This is a genomic window from Microbacterium sp. AC215 (genome assembly GCF_979258645.1).
In genome coordinates this window covers 3042458-3058933 of record NZ_OZ409869.1, presented here as the reverse complement: position 1 = coordinate 3058933, position 16476 = coordinate 3042458, and the positions used below count along the sequence as shown (strand labels likewise).

The following is a 16476-nucleotide window of genomic DNA, read 5'->3' as shown; positions in this document are numbered from 1 at the left end:
ACCGCGGTGGTCGTGCGACTCAGCCTCGCTTCTGCGGACCGGCGGTGCAATCGGCGCTTCACCCATCAGAGGTGAGCCCCGGCGCGCTGCCATCCGAGCCGTCGCCTTCTCGCCCGGACGAGGAGCAGAACCCCGCCCCCGAGCACGGCGATGCCCACGCCGATCGCGAGCCATGCGTCCCGCGCGTCGAGTCCCGTGGAGGGAAGAGGTGCGATGAACGTGTTCGTGAAGACGAGGCCGATGGTCTGATCGGAGACCGTGACCGTGGTCGATGTTCCGGGAACCTCTTCACCGTCGACCGTGATCCTCGTCTCGGTCGCCCCGCCCGTGTCCGTCTCGGTGACCACGCACTCGCTGCCCGAGGGCACTCCCTCGATCTGCGCCGTCGCTCGGTCCGGTCCACCGATCTCGTACGACGAGTCGAGGACGACGAGGCCGGGGTCCGGGTGGGACGAATCGATGAGCACGCATGTCACCTGCACCGGGAAGAGCCGGGAGACGGCGTCCGCACCCGATCCGTCGACGATCTTCGTGATGCGGAGATCACCGGTGGTGAACACGTTGGTGATCGCCACAGACGTCTGATCCGCGGAGTCCACATCCGGGAGCGGTGCGAGCTCCGCTGCGGTTCCCGCGACGGCGTCGCCTGCCTGTCCGCCCTCGGTCACGACCAGGGTGGTGTAGTCGGCATCCGCCGGATCGGTCTCCGTGACTCCGCACTCGGCGCCCTGCGGAAGCTCGGTCCACGTGATCGTCTCTCCATCGGCGATCGTCCGGGTCATGGGCTCCAGCGCCTGCACCTGCTGCTCGTCCCAGACGCATTCGAGGGTCACCTCGAAGGGTCCGTATGCGACGGGTTCGCCGTCCGCGGCCACGGCTCCGCCGCCATCGACCGTCTTCGACACAGAGACCTGTGCGAGGTCGAAGGTGTTCTGCACGTCCAGTCCCGGCTGCGGCTGGTCGTCGACGCTCAGGATCGACGGGTCCGTCTGCACCGTGAACGCGTAGCTCTCGCCATCACCGGCGACGACCTCTCCTGCGGAGTTCAGGATCGCCGTCGAGCTGGCACCGCCGTCATCGACCTCGGTGAGGCGGCAGGCGGACCCGGTCGGAAGCTCCTCCCACAGTGCCGTCGGAGAGTCGGCGCTGACGACCCGCACTGCCCCGTCGGGGATGCCGACGACCTCTCCGTCACGGACGCACGTGAGCCGCAGCTCATACGCGGCGTTGCCGAACTTCTCGACGCCGTCGCCCGCGAACGTCTTCGTCACCTCGAGCGAGCCGGTGAGATACCAGTTCGTCGCGGTCACCGTGACGAGGCCGCCGGTCACCGGCACCACGCCGATGCCGACAGAGGTGTCCGCACCGTCGTTGGGCTCGATCACCACGGCATCCGCCCCGTTGAGGTCGTCCTCGGTCACGGTGCACTCGGATCCCGGAACGACATCCGTCAGCGGCGTCGACCATCCGTTCGCCGCATTCAGCTCGACAGAGGTCGACAGCACCGTCTCGCCGGCGAGCACGCAGACGACGGTGAAGGTGAAGGTCTCGTCGGATCCGAACTGCTCGGCACCCGCACCCTCGAGATCCTTCACCAGCAGCAGCGCCGTGGCGTCGTACAGGTTCGTGTAGGTGACGGTGTTGACGGTGGTGTCGGTGCCCGGCTGCAGCTCGGGGATCACCACCGTGCGGCTCTCCTGGTCGATCTGCGGTGCCAGCTCGCCGTCTGCTCCGACGACCTCGGCCGCGGTGATCGTGTCGTCGGCCCCCCGGTCGTCCGTCTCGGTGACGGTGCACTCCGAGCGTGCGGGGATGGGCGAGATCACCTCGGTCTGGCCGGCATCGAGCGTGAACGTGTCGTCCACCACGACTTCTCCGCGGAAGGTGCACACGACGTCGAACTCGAAACCGGTGGGCACGAACGGGCTGTCGGATTCGACGATCTTGCCGACCTCGAGCGCCGCCCACTCGTAGGAGTTCTCGACGGTGAGCGCGAACACCTGATCCGCTGCCGTCACGGTGACGGCCTCGGGAGTGACGACGGCGGCCGTCTGGCCGGCGTCGTCCTCGGCGACCGTGCAGACCGAGCCGACCGGAACGTCGGGGATGACGACCGGGGCTGCGCCCGGGACGAGCGTGACGACCCCGTCATCGACCAGCGGCACCGCGGCGCCGAACCAGTCGCACGACACCGTCGCGGTGTATTCCGCAGCCACGGGGAACCCGTCGGGAGCCTCCACGGTCTTCTCGACCGACACCGAGCCGTTGTCGAACTCGTTCGTGACGGACACCTCCACGGGCGTCACGTCGTCGCCGATGATGACCGGTTGGGCCGGACTGATCGTCGTGCCGGTCGCGTGCCCCGCCTCGGGCTCCGAGACCGTGCATGCGGCTCCGGTCGGCAGGCCCTGATAGAGCGCGCTGCCCGCGCCGACGATGATGCGGGTGGGTCCACCGGGAATCTCGATGTCGGTGATGACGCCGTTGACGTCCCGTGTGCAGGCGAGGCTGATCAGGTACTCGTCCTGGATCGCCGGATCCAGCTCCGCGGCCGGCGCGCCGACGAGCTCCTTCTGCACCTGGAGGGCGCCGACCGTGAACGTGTTGGTCACATCTGCCTCGACGGGAGTCGCCGGGTCGTCCCCGACCACGACGGCGACGGGACCCGTGCTCGAAGTGGCGCCGCCGTCAGCCGTCTCCGTCACCGTGCACTCGGCACCGGTGGGAAGATCCTCGACCAGCCAGGTGGGGTCGTCTCGACTGAGAGTGGCGGAGTCCGAGTACACCGGATCCGGGGTCGCACCCTCGAGCGTGCACACCATCTCGACGGTGAAGGTCGCACCGCCCCACTCGTCTCCCCCGGCGCCCGCGATCGACTTCGTGACCTCGACGGCACCGGTGGTGAACGCGTTCTCGACGCCGACGACGGTCAGCGCCGCCGACGACCCGTCCGCATACGGGAGGATCGTGAAGGAGGTCTCGTCGGTGACGACCTCATCGCCCACCACCCCGTCCTCCGTGACGACGATGGTGGTCTGCGCCGCGCCGGCCGCGTCGGTCTCGGAGACCGAGCACTCGGATCCGGCAGGGAGGTCGGCGAAGGTCCGGATGTCGCCGTCCTGCAGCGTGAACTGCCGGTCGGCCTCGGGGATCGCCTCCTGCCCGAGATAGCTGCACGTCGCCTCGAAGGAATACGTGCGCGTGTAGGCGACGGGCTCACCGTTCTCGTCGGAGGCACCGCCGTTGTCGACGCTCTTCGCGACGGAGAACCCACCGGCGGCGAAGTCGTTGATGACGGTGATCGCCGCCTGCTCGGGGTCACCGCTGTAGGGGTCCCAGATCGACGGCTCTTCACTCCAGTCCCGATCGGCGGTCACTCCGGTCTCGGGATCCACGGTCACCGTCACCCCCGGGAGCACCGGGTCTTCGGCCACGGTGCAGGTCGAGAAGAGGGGCAGGTTCACGGGTCCGGTCTCGCTGTTGTACTGGAGCACGGTGCCGTCGGCGTCGACCGACGGACGGCTCGCGTCGCTGCCGTCTGCACGCAGCAGGGTGACGGCCTCGCCGCCGGAGGTGCAGGTCACGAGAAGCGGGTAGCTCGCCGGCAGCTCGATGTCGGTGGAGAACTCCGGCGCCTGCACGTCCTTGGCGAGGAGCAGCTGGCCGGTGGCCGCCGCGACGCCCACCTTCTGCGGTTCGACCACGAGAGAGGGCCGCTCGGGCTGCGAGACGGTGGCGTTGGAGCGGGATGCGGTGGCGAAGGAGTTGTAGGCGACGGGAAGACCCGACGGCACGGCCGACGCCGCCGGCAGCACATACGGCGTCTGCGTCTCGTAGGTGAGTCGCAGCGTCTCGCCCGGACGAAGTCCTGGTGCCGGCGAGAGGGCGTCGGGGTTGTCGTACTCGAGCACGAGGAGCACGCTGCGCGCGGCGGCCAGCGTCTCGGGCGGCGTGGCATCGCTCGCCAGCTCCCATTGGAAGTCGCAGGCGGGTTCGACGGCGGCATCCTCGGTGAACACCTTGATCGCGTTGTCGTTGCAGGACTGGCTGAGCTGAGCCGGAGAGAGATAGATGCCGTACGTGGCATACGCGCTGTCCTGGAGGGAGGCGAAGTTCGCGGCGAGCGTGCCCGACAGCGTCACCGGGAACTGAGACCCTCGGTCCGCGGCGACGATCACGCCCTGGTCGCCGACCGTGGGCAGCGTGTCGACCGCCGCCACCACTCTGGCACTCGTGTTGCCGTTGTTGGTGAAGTCGATGCGCCACGACTCCTCGCCTCCCGGGCGGGTGACAGGGGCGCACGGGAACGAGTGGTAGCCGTCGTCCACGACGCCCGGCAGCGACGGGTCGCACGCCGCCGCGTCGCCGCTGACATTGAGCACGCCCAGATCGTCGTCGGCTGTGGCGGGGTCGCCCGCGCCTGTTCCCTTGACGTACTTCTTCGCCGAGATCGCCGCACTGGCGAGCGGCGTGACCTCCGTGTCGGCCGAGCAGGTCGCGACACCGGACTCGGGACTCTTCGGCGCGAGATCGGTACCGTCGATCACCGTCGTGCCCTGGCAGGTCTCGAAGAGGCGGTCGGAGCTGACGGTGACCGTGTTGCCGACGGTCGTGTCCGGGGTGAGGTCGTCGCGGAACCGCAGCGGCGCGGTCACCGTCAGCGTCCAGCCGGCCTCGAACACGAAGTCGTCGGGCGCAGTGATGGTGAGCAGACCGGTGGCCTCATCCAGCTCGGCGCTGAAGCCCGGGTCCTCGGTGGGGGCACCGGAGCCGCTGAGCGCGAAGGCATACGCCGGCGGAGTGGGTTCGACGAGCAGCGAGCCCTCGGCATCCGTCTCGATCTGGTCGACCACCTCGAAGCCGGTCATGTCCCACTGCCCGGTGTTGGCGACGGTGATGACATAGGGGATCGTGCCGGAGGCGCTCACGAGCGCCGACGATCCGCGGGTCTTCGTGACCTCGACCGTGTTCGGGCGATGCAGCACCACGGTCGAATCGGATGCCTGGCCTTCCTGCTCGAAGACCTGATCGGGACCGAACTGCGCCGTGCTGTACGACTGCACGTCGTCGCTGATCACGCCCAGCTCCGTCTCGCCGGGGTTCGGCTGCAGATCGGGTCGGGTGGTCGAGACGAGGACATCGGGGTCGCTGCGCAGGAAATCCCGACGCTCGGTGGTCACTGCGAACGTGAGCTGCGGGTTGAAGGGACGCTCCCACTGCAGGATCTCGCCGTCCGCGTCCACCTGACGCGCGCTGAAGCGCACGCCCACGATCGTGTCCGCGTCGACACCCGCCGGTGGGTCGAGCTGAACGGTCGACGGCGTGGGCGATGCGATCCACTCGCCGGTCTCCCAGCACGGCGAGGCGTCCGTCACCGGTGCGCCGTTGCAGGTGGCGACGAGATCGCCGGCGACCTCGTCGTACTCGACGTCGCGCCCGGCGTCGTCATCGACGAGCACATCCATCGCCACTTCGTTCACCGGGGCGGGGACCGCGATCTGCGCGCCCACGAAGTCCATCGTGTTCCAGAACGTCGGCGTGCTGTCGGTGAGCTCGAAGGACGTGGTGCGCGCGGTCCCGTTCGGTCGTCCGCCGAGCTCGGTGACGTACGTGGTCGATTCGTCCTCATAGACGGATTCGGGACTGATCGTCTTGGTCGTCTCGATCGCATAGCTCGCCGCGACGATCGCGAACTCGTCAGCGGCATCCGCGATGCCCGTGCCGCACTGGTTGTCGGCGCATCCCTCCAGCACCGGGCTCTCGAGCTGCACATGGGCGTCGTTGACGATCGATTCGCCCGCGGGGGTCACGGTGACGGGTTGTGCCGGGTCCGACCTCAGCACGTCTCGCAGCTGCCAGGTCAGCAGGACTCGTCCCGACGCGCCGGTCGGGATCGCCGGGGTCCCGTCGTCCGAGCGGAACGCGACGGAGAGTCCCGTCACGTCGGCGAGGTCGGTGGAGTCGAGCTCGAGGGCCTCGGCATACGAGTATTCCGTCGAACCCGCACCGCGGGCGAGAGTGACCACGGTCTCTTCTTCGGAGATGCCCGCGGGCAGCTCGATCGCGTCGATGTCATGAAGATCGAGGGTGTCGAACGCGGTGTCCGCAAGCGCCTCCCCTGCGGTCGGGTCGTCGATGACCATGCCGGACACCCGGGCGGCAGAGATGTTCGTGGCCACGAGGGTCGCGCTGATGAGCGGATAGTCGGACGGGTCCGCAGGCGGATCCACGGCCGGCAGCCCCAGCTGATCCTGATCGAAGGTCTTGGTGAGCGTGGCGTTGATGGGCTGATCGACGATCAGGATCGTGTCGTCCGCGCCGTCGAGGCTGTCGACTCCTGTCGCTGCGTTGACGCCGCGGGCGCTGGCGGTGTTGTCGACGAGTCCCGGCTCACCCGTGTTGTACGTGTAGTCGTGGAAGTTGCCCAGCACCGCCTGCGAGGGAACGCTCCGCAGCGTGTCGCGCACCTGGAACTGCAGATCCAGGGGACGGCGTTCGTACGACGACCCGACGCCATCGCCGTCCGTCCCCTCCGAGATCACGATCCGGACCGCGAGAGCGTCGGCGCTCTGAGCCTCGGTGAGCGTGTAGCCGCCGAACTCCCCGTCACATCCTGCCGCGCATGCCTGCGCGGTGATGTCCGTCCATCCCGACCCGTCCAGGTACAGCGCGACCTCGGAGACGACGTCTCCCGCGATGAGGGGGTCGGTCGTCGTCGTGATCGGATCGATGGCGACGAGGTTCCACGCGTCGTAGACCGATCCCGCCGTATCGGCCGGGTCCGCCGTCTCGGAGATGTCGGTGAGGGTCATGCTGCTGATGTTCAGCCCCTCCGTCGACCAGAGGAGCCGGGCGGTGCGGCGTTCGCCCGACAGCGCGGGAACGTCGTCCTGCAACCACTGCTTGTCGAGGAAGTCCGGTCCGACCCCGCCGTCGATGGGCAGCACGTCGACGTCATCCGATGCGTCCGCGGTCTTCTCCCCCCGGCATCGGGGTTGTCGACGAGCGACTGCGCGGTGTTGGCGAAGGTCGCCTCCTCGTCCTGCGCGTCGGTCAGGTCGACGCCGATGTGCGTGGCGACCGTGAACCCGGGCGGGAGCAGAACAGGACAGCCGTCCGCATCCAGCGGCAGGTATTCGAGCTGGATGCCGCCGATGTCGTCCTGGAGATCCGCGGGGATCTCGTACGACCACAGCGACTCCGGGCCCGGCACCTCCGTCGCGTCCGGGAAGTCGGTCCACGGCCCGTCCGGTTCCTGCCAGTAGCGGACGGTGAGAGTCGTGCATGCCGGGATGTCCGTGTTCGTGATCTCCGTGGCCGTGAAGGCATCCCAGAACGCCGTGTCGGCCTGCGGGTCCGCCGGGTCGGAGATGACGAGACGCTCGGATCCCGTCGTGGATTCCGGCGTGACGTTGCCCGTCAGCGTGACATCCGCGTCGGTTCCCGGCACTCCCCAGATCGTGTCCGGAGCGATGGACTTGGTCACGGAGGTGTCGAGCGTGAGGGGGTCGATCGTGAACGGGGCCGACGCGTCATCGATGCCGATCTGGCCGGCGCTGTTCTCGGCGGCGGTGTCTACCGCGTTGGTGCTCGCCACCGCGTCGTCGGTCGGCAGCGCCGTGATGTCGATGGGGATCGCCGCGTAGGAACCGGCGACGATCGCATCCCCCTCGGCCGAGTAGACGATGGTGAATCCCTCGACCGTGCAGCCGTCGGTGGGCTCGGGCAGCGTATCGGGAGTGGTCGTCGATTCCGTGCTGGCTGCGCAGTCGCTGTACTGATAGGTGATCTCGGCAGCGGTCGCGGCGACGGGCCATTCCACATCGCCGAATCCGTCGAACCGCAGCCCCTGCTCGGTGAAGGTCGCGGCGCCCGCAGTCGGCTCGGTGACGGTGAGCGTCTGGACGTTCTGGGATCCGACGGTGGCGACGATGCCGGCGGTGGCGCTCTGGCCACTGACGAGTGTGTTGTCGCTGAACGACTTCTCGATCGTGACGTCGGGGAGGCGCTGGGCGATCACGACGGACGCCGAGTCCGTCGTGGGGTCGCTGGATTCTCCCGCGCGGGCGACCGTCGACGACGCATCGTTGACGACCGTCACGTCGGTGTCATCCGGAATCGATGTGACGGCGTCGTTCGTGACTGTGTGGACGACGACCTCTCCCGTGGCCCCGGGCGCGAAGGTTCCGGTGAAGGTCACACGGACACCGCCGGACTCGCTGATCGGATCCGGGGCTGTCGTCGTCCAGGTGCCGTCGACCAAGTACTCCGTCGTCGTCGACTCCGTTCCGTCCGGAGGCGTGATGTCGTAGCCGGTCACATCGAGGTAGCCGCCGAACTCTCCCGGGGGTGTCACCGGGTCCTGGATGACGATCGTGTCGACGTTCTGGTTCGAGGCGTTCCCGGGAGTGACCGTCCAGTCGACCACCTCACCGGGTACCGCCGGAAGGGTGCTCGTCGGCGCGACCGTCTTGTCGATGCTCGACTCGAGCGTCGTGTCCACGGCGAGCACGACGTCCGCGGTCGCCGGCGTGGCCGGCGCGTTGTCGGCGACCGCCGTGGCCGTGTTCGTCACCGTCGCACCGTCCCACGTGCCATCGGCCGCAGGGTCGACGATCGCGTTGACGGTCACCGTCATGCTGTATCCCGCGGGCCAGATGACCGGGTCTGCGGTGAGATCCAGCCCAGGGGTGATGACGAAGCTGTTCCCCGCCGTGTCCACGTCGAGGTCGTAGTCGCCGGCGGGCTGTCCGGCTGGCGGGTTGATCTGCACCGTGACCGGACTCGCGATCGCCGGGTTGAACAGGAGCGGATCCGGGAGCTCGTCGCTGATGACGGTGTCGAGGCAGCCGGGGTCGTTCACCGACGAGCAATTGACGGTGATCTGATAGGTCACCGTGTCGCCGGGTCCGAAGGGGCCCGCCTCGACTGCGGACTTCTGGATCGAGAACGCCGCCACCGCGAAGGCCGGCGCCGCTCCGAAGACCAAGGATGCCGCGGCGAGCGCGAGCACGGTGAGTCCTGCGAGAAACCGTCGTCGCCGTTCCATGTCGATGACCCCCCTGAGCCTGCGTGGATCAGGCCAGCGTAGGAAGGTCCCGAAGAGACCGACAGGACGCCCTCACCCGGCCCGGGTGACACCGGGTGGTGGCGCGGCGAGCGTGCCCATCCGCCTCAGATGACGGCTAGCGCGACCGAGCTTCGCTCTCGACGGGCTGCCGGCTGGCCGACTCACGCACTCGGAACCACAGCGTCAGCTCCATGATCGCGCGACCGATCATGTCGTGATCGCCCATGCGGAGATCGTCGAACGAGTCGCGATATCCCGAGGCCGTTCCAGGCTCGGGAGCGACGAGGGACTGATATCCCATCGTCCAGTCCCGGAAGCGCCGTTCGTGCAGCGGTTCTTCGATCAGCACGCGGACATCCGTGTGTCGCGGGTCGCGGCCGATCCTCTCCATCAACGCCTCGACGTCAGCCCTGGGCCCTTCGAGGATCTGCACGAACTCTCCGCCGCGGTAGAGCAGCATGCCGGTGATGTCGCGGTCGCTGTTGCGGGCGCGACTCACTGCCAGCAGTTCACCGAGCTCGTGTTCGCCGAACGGCTGCGTGGCGCTGCTGCAGTAGACGAGCGAGACGAGCGGATTCTGTTCAGTCATTCCGCACCCCGTCCCCGCCGTGGTGAGCCGACCGATGCGCGCCGACCTCGACGGTGGCTGTCACCGCCGCCATCGCTCGATGGTGGTCCGCGAAGTCGCCGATGGAACGCGAGGCCGCGTCGAATGCGCGCCAGACGCCGTCGGACAGACGGTCGACGTAGCCGAGGAAGGAGCCGTCCTGGCTGCCCACGTAGAAGCCGTCTGCCACGCTCGCCCAGAGCGGGCGAACAGGCGTCGGCGATTGATCACCCATGCCCTCAGCGTACCTTCGAGATTCCGGGCGGGCTCCGGATCATCCTCCAGGCGGAGTGACGATCGGAACGCGCGGTCCGGCTCTGGCAGGATCAAGGACATGATCACGGTTCACCTGCGCTACGAGATCGACCCCGACAAGCTCGACGACTTCACCGAGTACGGCAGGGCATGGATCCGTCTGGTGGCGAAGCACGGCGGGACCCACCACGGCTACTTCATGCCGAGCGAAGGCGACAGCGATGAGGCGTTCGCGCTGTTCACGTTCCCCTCGTTGGCCGAGTACGAGGTCTACCGCACGGCATCGAAGACCGACCCCGAGTGCATCGAGGCCTTCGAGTTCGCGCGCAGGACCCAATGCATCCGCCGCTACGAGCGCCGCTTCCTCAGCCCCGTCTTCTCGGCCGACGCCGACTGAGGAGGATGTTCCCGCCCGGTGCGTCAAGGGGGTTCGACGGTGCCGCTCTCCGTCCTAGCGTCTGCGCATGGCTATCGAACTGAATCACCCCGCCCTCGAACACGCCCGCTCGCTGGTCCGCGACGGCAAGGTCGTCCGCGACGAGCGCGACGACTGGTCGGAGGCCGCGCCCAGCGCTGACGACGAGAACCGCTTCATCGAGCAGCACGGATGGACCGAGTTCTCCCACTGGCACCTGGGCATCGACAAGAGCGAGAACCCCGAGACGAAGAAGGCGTACTCCTTCCCCTTCGGGGATCTCCGCTCGGTACGCCGCTCGGGAGTCATCTCCGGTGAGAGCCGTGCCGGGCAGTACGACCACACCGAGATCCGCGACGAGCTGCGCAAACTCCTCGAGCTGATCGACGCCGACCGCGACTAGCTCGGACTCCGCGGGATCGACGTCGCGCTCTAGGAGTTGCTGCTCGAGTTCGACGAGCGGTCGGGCAGGTACGGCTCGATCGCAGCGGCCAGCTTCGCCGGAGTCATCGACTGCAGCCAGATCCGGCCGGGGCCGTGGATCTCGGCGAGGAACAGCGAGTCCCCGAAGAACTTGTTCTTGATGCCCTTGACCGAGGTGAACTCCAGCTCCATCTGCGACTCGAACATGGCGAGATGACCGGGATGGATGAGCAGCGATTGCCCTGCGGCGAGCTCGTACTCCGTGATCTCGCCCGCGAGCTGAACCCAGGCAGTACCGTTGCCCGCCAGCTTCTGGAACACGACTCCGGCTCCGCCGAAGATCCCGACTCCGAGCTTCTTCTGCAGGCCCACCGAGACCTCGACGCCCGTCGTGCTCGCGGAGTACGACCCCTGCTGCACCATGAAGGAATCAGCAGGGTCGATGTCGAGCTGACGGATCGTGCCCGGAAGTTGCGCGGCGAAGGCCACGAGACCACCCTGCGCGGGCGCGGTGTACTCCGTCAGGAACAGCTGCGCTCCGCCGAGCACGCGCTTGAGCCCACTGAGGAAGCCGCCCTGTCCGCCGGTTCCATGCACGGTCGAGGTGTTGAGCTCGAAGCCCGGCGACATCCAAGCGACGTCACCGCCTTCGGCGACGATCTTCTCTCCCGCCTCGAGCGTGACCTCGAGGATCGGCATGGTCGTTCCCGCGATAGTCGGCTTCATGCGTCCAACATACGCTCGATATACCGATATCTAGCGCCCCGGCGCGTCGCTGAGCGCGTTGCGCTTGTCGCGTCGGCTCTCCCGGATGACGCTGATCACGCTGATCGCCAGCAGGACCATGAGCAGGATCTCTATATACGCGAGCGCGCCCACGCCCGAGTCGTCGGCAGGGGCGTGCTGGACAGGAACAGAAGCGGACGGCGGCCCGTCCGCGTCCCCGACGTAGAGGACCCAGTCGGTGAGTGCGTGAACGATCATCGCGACCCAGATGCGTCCGGTGACGCGCCGGATCCAGTAGTACGTCGCACCGGCGGACATGAGGGCGATCACGTTGAAGGCGATGATGAAGAGCGGCAGATCGATGAACAGGTACCCCGGGATGTGGGCGAGAGCGAACACGAAGCAGGTGATCAAGAACACCGAGAATTCTCCGAAGCGTGCTCGCACGGCCGTGAGAAGAACACCGCGGATCGCGAGCTCCTCCCCGAAGCCGACCATCAGCGTGCCGAGCGCCAGCACGACCAGGAGTCCGAGCGAGCGCTCAGCCCAGGGCACGTCGAACATCTCGATCACCGGAATGGCGACGGCAAGGACCGGGATGGCGATCAGCCACCAGCGGCGCGGAGTGAGCGTCGGGGTGGGGCGCTCTCGCCACACGTCAGCACCCCAGCGGGTCCAGCGCAGGAACAGCAGGATGCCGCCGATTGCGACGGCGAGCGGGATGAAGTGGCCGAAGGAGAACTCAGCCAGAGGATCGTCCTCGCTGGCCAGTCCGCCGAGAAGGTTCCCGAGCCCCCACGCACACAGCACGTAGAACACCACGACCGCGAGGGCGAGCCAGATGCTGCGGGGACGTTCGATTGCGGTCTTCATCCTGAGGCTCCCCTGATTCGTCGGACGGCGCCCCGTCGGCGCCGCATGAGAGCGAGCTTCCGGTCTCCTTGGCAATCCTAGGGTTGCGGACCCTCCGCTCGTCGTCCGCCGACTGACGCAGAGACATCGCTCACCCCTTCGGAGCGAACGAGCCGAGAGCCGACCGATACTGCGCGCTGTCGCTGCGCACCTCATCAGTGACCAACAGCGCGTGAGGGCCGATCTGTCGCACGTGCGACTCGCGGCACGGGATGGTCACTACCTTCAACAGGCCGCGACGCCAGGCATCCGCGAGCGCCTCGACGTCTCGATGCTCGGGACTCTCGGCGAGCGTCGTCGGTCGTGTCTCGACGTGAGAATCGAAGCCGCGGCGCTCCCAGTCTCGGTATGCCTCATCGTCGAAGACATCGCCGCCGAACTCGTCTCGCCATGCCGGCCCGACGAGCTCGCGCAGAAGGCGCTCCCGCTCCGTGGAGCTCAGATCTGAGCTGAACACCGCGTCGAGCAGCCCCCGGTCGGGTTCGACGGCGGCGTGAGCGAGCACGTCCTCCCAGATCCGCGACCAGGCTGCCGACCAGCGGTCGCGGGTGACGGCATCCACCGGGTTCGCCGCAGCCGCGGGCGTCTCGATCAGCCTCGGCGGCAGCGTCTCGCCGACAGGACGCAGATCGTGCGCCTCTCGAATCCAGAGCAACTCGAGCAGGAGCTGTGGTCTGTCCTCCACGGTGATGGACATGTCGTGCGGCCAAGGGTTGCCCGGCATCGGAGTCGTCGATCGCATCCCGTCAGTCCATCGGATCACCGTTCGGCTTTCAACCGGTTGCTGTCCCCCGAACGGCGGATACCGGAGGATGCCGGCATACGAGAGGATGGCCTTTTCTGCGGAATGCGAGCGACGGGTGGACGCGATGAGGGGCTCTCGATGACGGCACCCGGGCAGCCGGTGGATGGGCTGTCCGATTTCGTGGAGCTCATGGCGCATGAGCAGGAGTTCAGCGGTGATCGGGTCGACCCCGCGGTGCGCAGAAGACGCCGGCGACGAGGACTCATCATCACCGCCGTCTGCGTGGTCCTGGTGCTGGCCGTGACCGGAGGGTACGTCGGGTGGGCGCTCACGGCTCCGGTGGGTCCGCCGGCCGTGACCGCACGCGCACCGCAGGTCCCGGTCGGCGACGCGGCTGCCGTCGCCACGCATACCGCGGCAGCATCGGCGATCAGCGTGTCCGGCGCCGACGCGTACCTGGGCGAGGGGGCGAGCGGCACGTGGTCGGCGACGGGGACGGGCGAGCCGCTCCCGATCGCGAGCATCACCAAGCTCATCACCGCCCTCGTCATCCTCGACGCGTCACCGCTCGCCTCCGCAGACGACCCTGGACCGACCATCACGTTCGGCAAGGCCGATCACGACCTCTACGACCAGTACTACGTGCAGGGTGCGACCATCGCTCCGATGCCCACCGGCACCTCGATGTCGTTGCACGATGCCCTGGCCGTCATGCTCATCCCCTCCGCGAGCAACTACGCCGACGCGCTGTCCTCCCGGATCTTCGGGTCGCAGAGCGCTTTCCTCAGTGCGACGCGCGCCTGGCTCGCATCCCACGGCCTCACCGGAACGACGGTCACCGAGCCCACTGGCATCAGTCCGCGCAACACGAGCACGCCCGCCGATCTGCTGGCCATCGCGAAGCTCGCCGCCGCGCATCCGGCGATCGCTCGGATCGTCGCGACCCCCTCGGTCTCGATCCCCGGCGCCGGTCAGCTGATCAACACGAACGCCCTCCTCGGCACCGCCGGGATCACGGGACTGAAGACCGGCAACCTCGGCGAGGGCACGCACAGCCTGCTGTACACGGCGACCCTCGACGTGGGCGCGGCCGATCCGCTCGCGATCACCGGCGTCGTCCTCGGCGGATCATCGCGCGAGTCGGTGAATGCCACCGTGATCGCCGAGCTCGAGAGCATCCGCTCCGGCTTCCATCAGGTGCCCGTCGCGAGCGAGGGCCAGGAGATCGGAACGATCTCGACACCCTGGGGGTCCACCGCCACCCTGGTCATCGGCGAGGACGCATCGATCTTCACCTGGTCGGACACGCCGATCGAGCTGACGATGGACATCGACACCCCTCCCACCTACCGCGACGGCACGGCCGTGGGGACCGTCACCTGGACTGCCGGACCGAACACCGTCACTGCCCCGGTGACCATCGCAGGGACCATCGATCCGCCCACCGAGTGGTGGCGGCTCACCCACCCGTCCGAGCTCGGCTCCGCGACGGACGCCGAGGGCTGAGGCCGCTCGACCGCGCATAGGAACGCTGCGTGCCGACCTTCGGACGAAAGTCGAAAGATCGACCGATCGACCTCCGCCTGCGTTCTCCGGCTATACGATCTGCATCGAGGCGCCAGGCTCGATGTGCTCTGCGGAAGGACAGCCGGATATGTCAGCAGACCCGATGACCTCTCGACCTGTGGCACCGAGATCCGCCGCCGTCTCCGCCTGGGCGCCGCTGGCCATCCCGGCATTCCGGGTGCTGTGGTTCGCGCAGCTGGGCAGCAACATCGGCACCTGGATGCAGACCGTCGGCGCACAGTGGTACCTCGTCGACGCCGCGGCCAGCGCGACCATCATCGCCCTCGTGCAGACGGCGAGTCTGGCCCCGGCCGTGCTGTTCTCCCTCCCCGCGGGCGTGCTCGCCGACTCCCTCGACCGCCGCAGACTGCTGATCTGGGGGTCGGTGGCGAGCGCCGTGATCGCCGCGGCGCTGACCGTCATCGCCGCCCTGAACGAGCTCACTCCGTGGACGATCCTCGGCTTCACGTTCCTGCTCGGTATCACCTCCACGCTGACGTCCCCGGCCTGGCAGGCGATCCAACCGGAACTCGTGCCCCGCCCGCTCATCGGCGCGTCCTCCGCGCTCGGCGGCGTCACGGTGAACGGTGCCCGCGCCGTCGGCCCCGCGCTCGCTGGCGTGCTGCTGTCGCTGTTCGGCGCGCCCGTCGTCTTCGGCATCAACGCGCTCAGCTTCATCGGAGCAGTCGTCGCCCTTCTGTGGTGGCGACGGCCGCCGCAGAGCGGACTCGACGACAGGGAACCTTTCACGGCCGCGCTGCGGGCAGGAGTCCGGTACGTCTCATCCGCCCACCTCGTGCGCCGCATCCTTCTGAGGTCCGCTCTCTTCGCCCTGCCCGCCAGCGCACTGTGGGCGCTGCTTCCCGTGACCGCCAAACGGCTCGACCTCACAGCGAGCGGATACGGCTTCCTGCTCGGAGCGCTCGGCGCCGGGGCCGTGCTCGGCATCTTCGTTCTGCCCATCGCCCGCAAGAGGTTCTCGGACAACGCGGTGATCGCGGTGAGCGCTGTGCTGTTCGCAGCCGGCACGCTCGCCGCGGCATGGCTGCCGTTCGTCCCCATGCTGCTGCTGCTCGTTCTCGCCGGGGTGGCGTGGATCGGCACGCTCACCGTGCTGAACGCCGCACTGCAATTGACCCTCCCGCAGTGGGTGCGATCGCGAGGAGCATCGATCTACATCCTCGTCTTCATGGGAACGATGGCCGTCGGGTCGTTCGGCTGGGGTGCCCTGGCCGGAGCAGTCGGCACGGCGACATCGCTGGCCGTGGCCGCGGCGCTGCTCGTCGTCATCGCAGCCAGTGTGATGTGGCTGCCCCTTCTGCCGGGCACCAGCACCGTCGACCGGACCGTCTCGATGTCATGGCCCACCCCGACTCTCGTCCTCGACCCCCAGCCGACCGACGGCCCCGTTCTCGTGCAGATCACCTACACCGTGCGCCCCGACAGCATCGACGCGTTCCGAGAATCCATGCGACTGGTGGAGAGTTCGCGGCGGCGAACCGGCGGGTACCGATGGACTCTCCTCCGCAGCGGCGAAGAGCAGGACCTGCTGCTCGAGTCCTTCATGGTCCCCTCCTGGGGAGAGTACCGACGGCAGCAGACCCAGAGACTGACCGGTCGCGACCGTGAGATCCAGGCGACCGCGCGGGCGCACACCGAAGGCGAGCCCACAGAGGTGCACTACTTTCCCGAGCCCACGCCGCCTCGCAGGAGACCCGGACCTCAGCGCTGAACGGGCTCAGGGGGACAGAAGAAGG

General features: G+C 68.1%; 11 protein-coding genes. 4 read left to right on the top strand and 7 right to left on the bottom strand.

Annotation, left to right across the window (positions count from 1 at the left end; genetic code table 11):
* Window positions 1–65: 65 nt before the first annotated feature.
* The 4 genes from ACZZZF_RS14800 to ACZZZF_RS14785 form a co-directional block, all read right to left on the bottom strand.
* Window positions 66–6938, bottom strand: a complete 6873-nt coding sequence (locus ACZZZF_RS14800; RefSeq protein WP_463499953.1) for a DUF5979 domain-containing protein — start codon at window positions 6936–6938, stop codon at window positions 66–68.
* A complete protein-coding gene (locus tag ACZZZF_RS14795; RefSeq protein ID WP_463499273.1) occupies window positions 6824–9049 on the bottom strand; it encodes a hypothetical protein in 2226 nt (741 codons plus the stop codon). Before ACZZZF_RS14795 ends, ACZZZF_RS14800 begins: the two co-directional genes overlap by 115 nt.
* 136 nt (window positions 9050–9185) lie before the next feature.
* Window positions 9186–9659, bottom strand: a complete 474-nt coding sequence (locus ACZZZF_RS14790; protein WP_053097670.1) for a BLUF domain-containing protein — start codon at window positions 9657–9659, stop codon at window positions 9186–9188.
* On the bottom strand, window positions 9652–9912 hold the full coding sequence (locus ACZZZF_RS14785) for a hypothetical protein (RefSeq protein ID WP_053097671.1): 261 nt from the start codon (window positions 9910–9912) through the stop codon (window positions 9652–9654). Before ACZZZF_RS14785 ends, ACZZZF_RS14790 begins: the two co-directional genes overlap by 8 nt.
* 99 nt (window positions 9913–10011) lie before the next feature.
* On the opposite strand from ACZZZF_RS14785, the gene ACZZZF_RS14780 reads away from it, so the two are divergent.
* Window positions 10012–10329, top strand: a complete 318-nt coding sequence (locus tag ACZZZF_RS14780) for an NIPSNAP family protein (protein ID WP_053097674.1) — start codon at window positions 10012–10014, stop codon at window positions 10327–10329.
* A 67-nt stretch (window positions 10330–10396) separates the two neighbouring features.
* Complete coding sequence (locus ACZZZF_RS14775; RefSeq protein ID WP_187250164.1) at window positions 10397–10750, top strand: hypothetical protein; 354 nt, start codon at window positions 10397–10399, stop codon at window positions 10748–10750.
* Window positions 10751–10779: 29 nt separating this feature from the next.
* Here the strand turns inward: ACZZZF_RS14775 and ACZZZF_RS14770 are convergent, their stop codons facing one another.
* From ACZZZF_RS14770 to ACZZZF_RS14760, 3 genes are all read right to left on the bottom strand, one after another.
* Window positions 10780–11496 carry a TIGR00266 family protein gene (locus ACZZZF_RS14770; protein ID WP_463499271.1) on the bottom strand — a complete coding sequence of 239 codons (717 nt, stop codon included), beginning with the start codon at window positions 11494–11496 and terminating at the stop codon, window positions 10780–10782.
* Between the two features lie 30 nt (window positions 11497–11526).
* The gene (locus ACZZZF_RS14765) at window positions 11527–12369 is read right to left on the bottom strand and encodes a lysostaphin resistance A-like protein (protein ID WP_463499268.1); all 843 of its coding nucleotides are present in this window, start codon (window positions 12367–12369) and stop codon (window positions 11527–11529) included.
* 130 nt (window positions 12370–12499) lie between these two features.
* Window positions 12500–13105 carry a hypothetical protein gene (locus ACZZZF_RS14760; RefSeq protein ID WP_463499266.1) on the bottom strand — a complete coding sequence of 202 codons (606 nt, stop codon included), beginning with the start codon at window positions 13103–13105 and terminating at the stop codon, window positions 12500–12502.
* Window positions 13106–13291: 186 nt separating this feature from the next.
* Between ACZZZF_RS14760 and ACZZZF_RS14755 the strand changes: the two genes are divergently transcribed.
* Both ACZZZF_RS14755 and ACZZZF_RS14750 read left to right on the top strand, forming a co-directional pair.
* Window positions 13292–14659 carry a D-alanyl-D-alanine carboxypeptidase family protein gene (locus ACZZZF_RS14755; RefSeq protein ID WP_463499264.1) on the top strand — a complete coding sequence of 456 codons (1368 nt, stop codon included), beginning with the start codon at window positions 13292–13294 and terminating at the stop codon, window positions 14657–14659.
* A gap of 163 nt (window positions 14660–14822) precedes the next feature.
* Window positions 14823–16451 carry an MFS transporter gene (locus tag ACZZZF_RS14750; protein WP_463499261.1) on the top strand — a complete coding sequence of 543 codons (1629 nt, stop codon included), beginning with the start codon at window positions 14823–14825 and terminating at the stop codon, window positions 16449–16451.
* Window positions 16452–16476 lie beyond the last annotated feature (25 nt).

What these genes read in the sequence shown, in the direction of transcription:
- ACZZZF_RS14755 (WP_463499264.1), top strand. Translation starts at nt 13,292, where the DNA reads ATGACGGCACCCGGGCAGCCGGTGGATGGGCTGTCCGATTTCGTGGAG.
- ACZZZF_RS14765 (WP_463499268.1), bottom strand. Translation starts at nt 12,369, where the DNA reads ATGAAGACCGCAATCGAACGTCCCCGCAGCATCTGGCTCGCCCTCGCG.
- ACZZZF_RS14790 (WP_053097670.1), bottom strand. Translation starts at nt 9,659, where the DNA reads ATGACTGAACAGAATCCGCTCGTCTCGCTCGTCTACTGCAGCAGCGCC.
- ACZZZF_RS14795 (WP_463499273.1), bottom strand. Translation starts at nt 9,049, where the DNA reads ATGGAACGGCGACGACGGTTTCTCGCAGGACTCACCGTGCTCGCGCTC.
- ACZZZF_RS14770 (WP_463499271.1), bottom strand. Translation starts at nt 11,496, where the DNA reads ATGAAGCCGACTATCGCGGGAACGACCATGCCGATCCTCGAGGTCACG.
- ACZZZF_RS14750 (WP_463499261.1), top strand. Translation starts at nt 14,823, where the DNA reads ATGACCTCTCGACCTGTGGCACCGAGATCCGCCGCCGTCTCCGCCTGG.
- ACZZZF_RS14780 (WP_053097674.1), top strand. Translation starts at nt 10,012, where the DNA reads ATGATCACGGTTCACCTGCGCTACGAGATCGACCCCGACAAGCTCGAC.
- ACZZZF_RS14775 (WP_187250164.1), top strand. Translation starts at nt 10,397, where the DNA reads ATGGCTATCGAACTGAATCACCCCGCCCTCGAACACGCCCGCTCGCTG.
- ACZZZF_RS14760 (WP_463499266.1), bottom strand. Translation starts at nt 13,105, where the DNA reads ATGTCCATCACCGTGGAGGACAGACCACAGCTCCTGCTCGAGTTGCTC.
- ACZZZF_RS14785 (WP_053097671.1), bottom strand. Translation starts at nt 9,912, where the DNA reads ATGGGTGATCAATCGCCGACGCCTGTTCGCCCGCTCTGGGCGAGCGTG.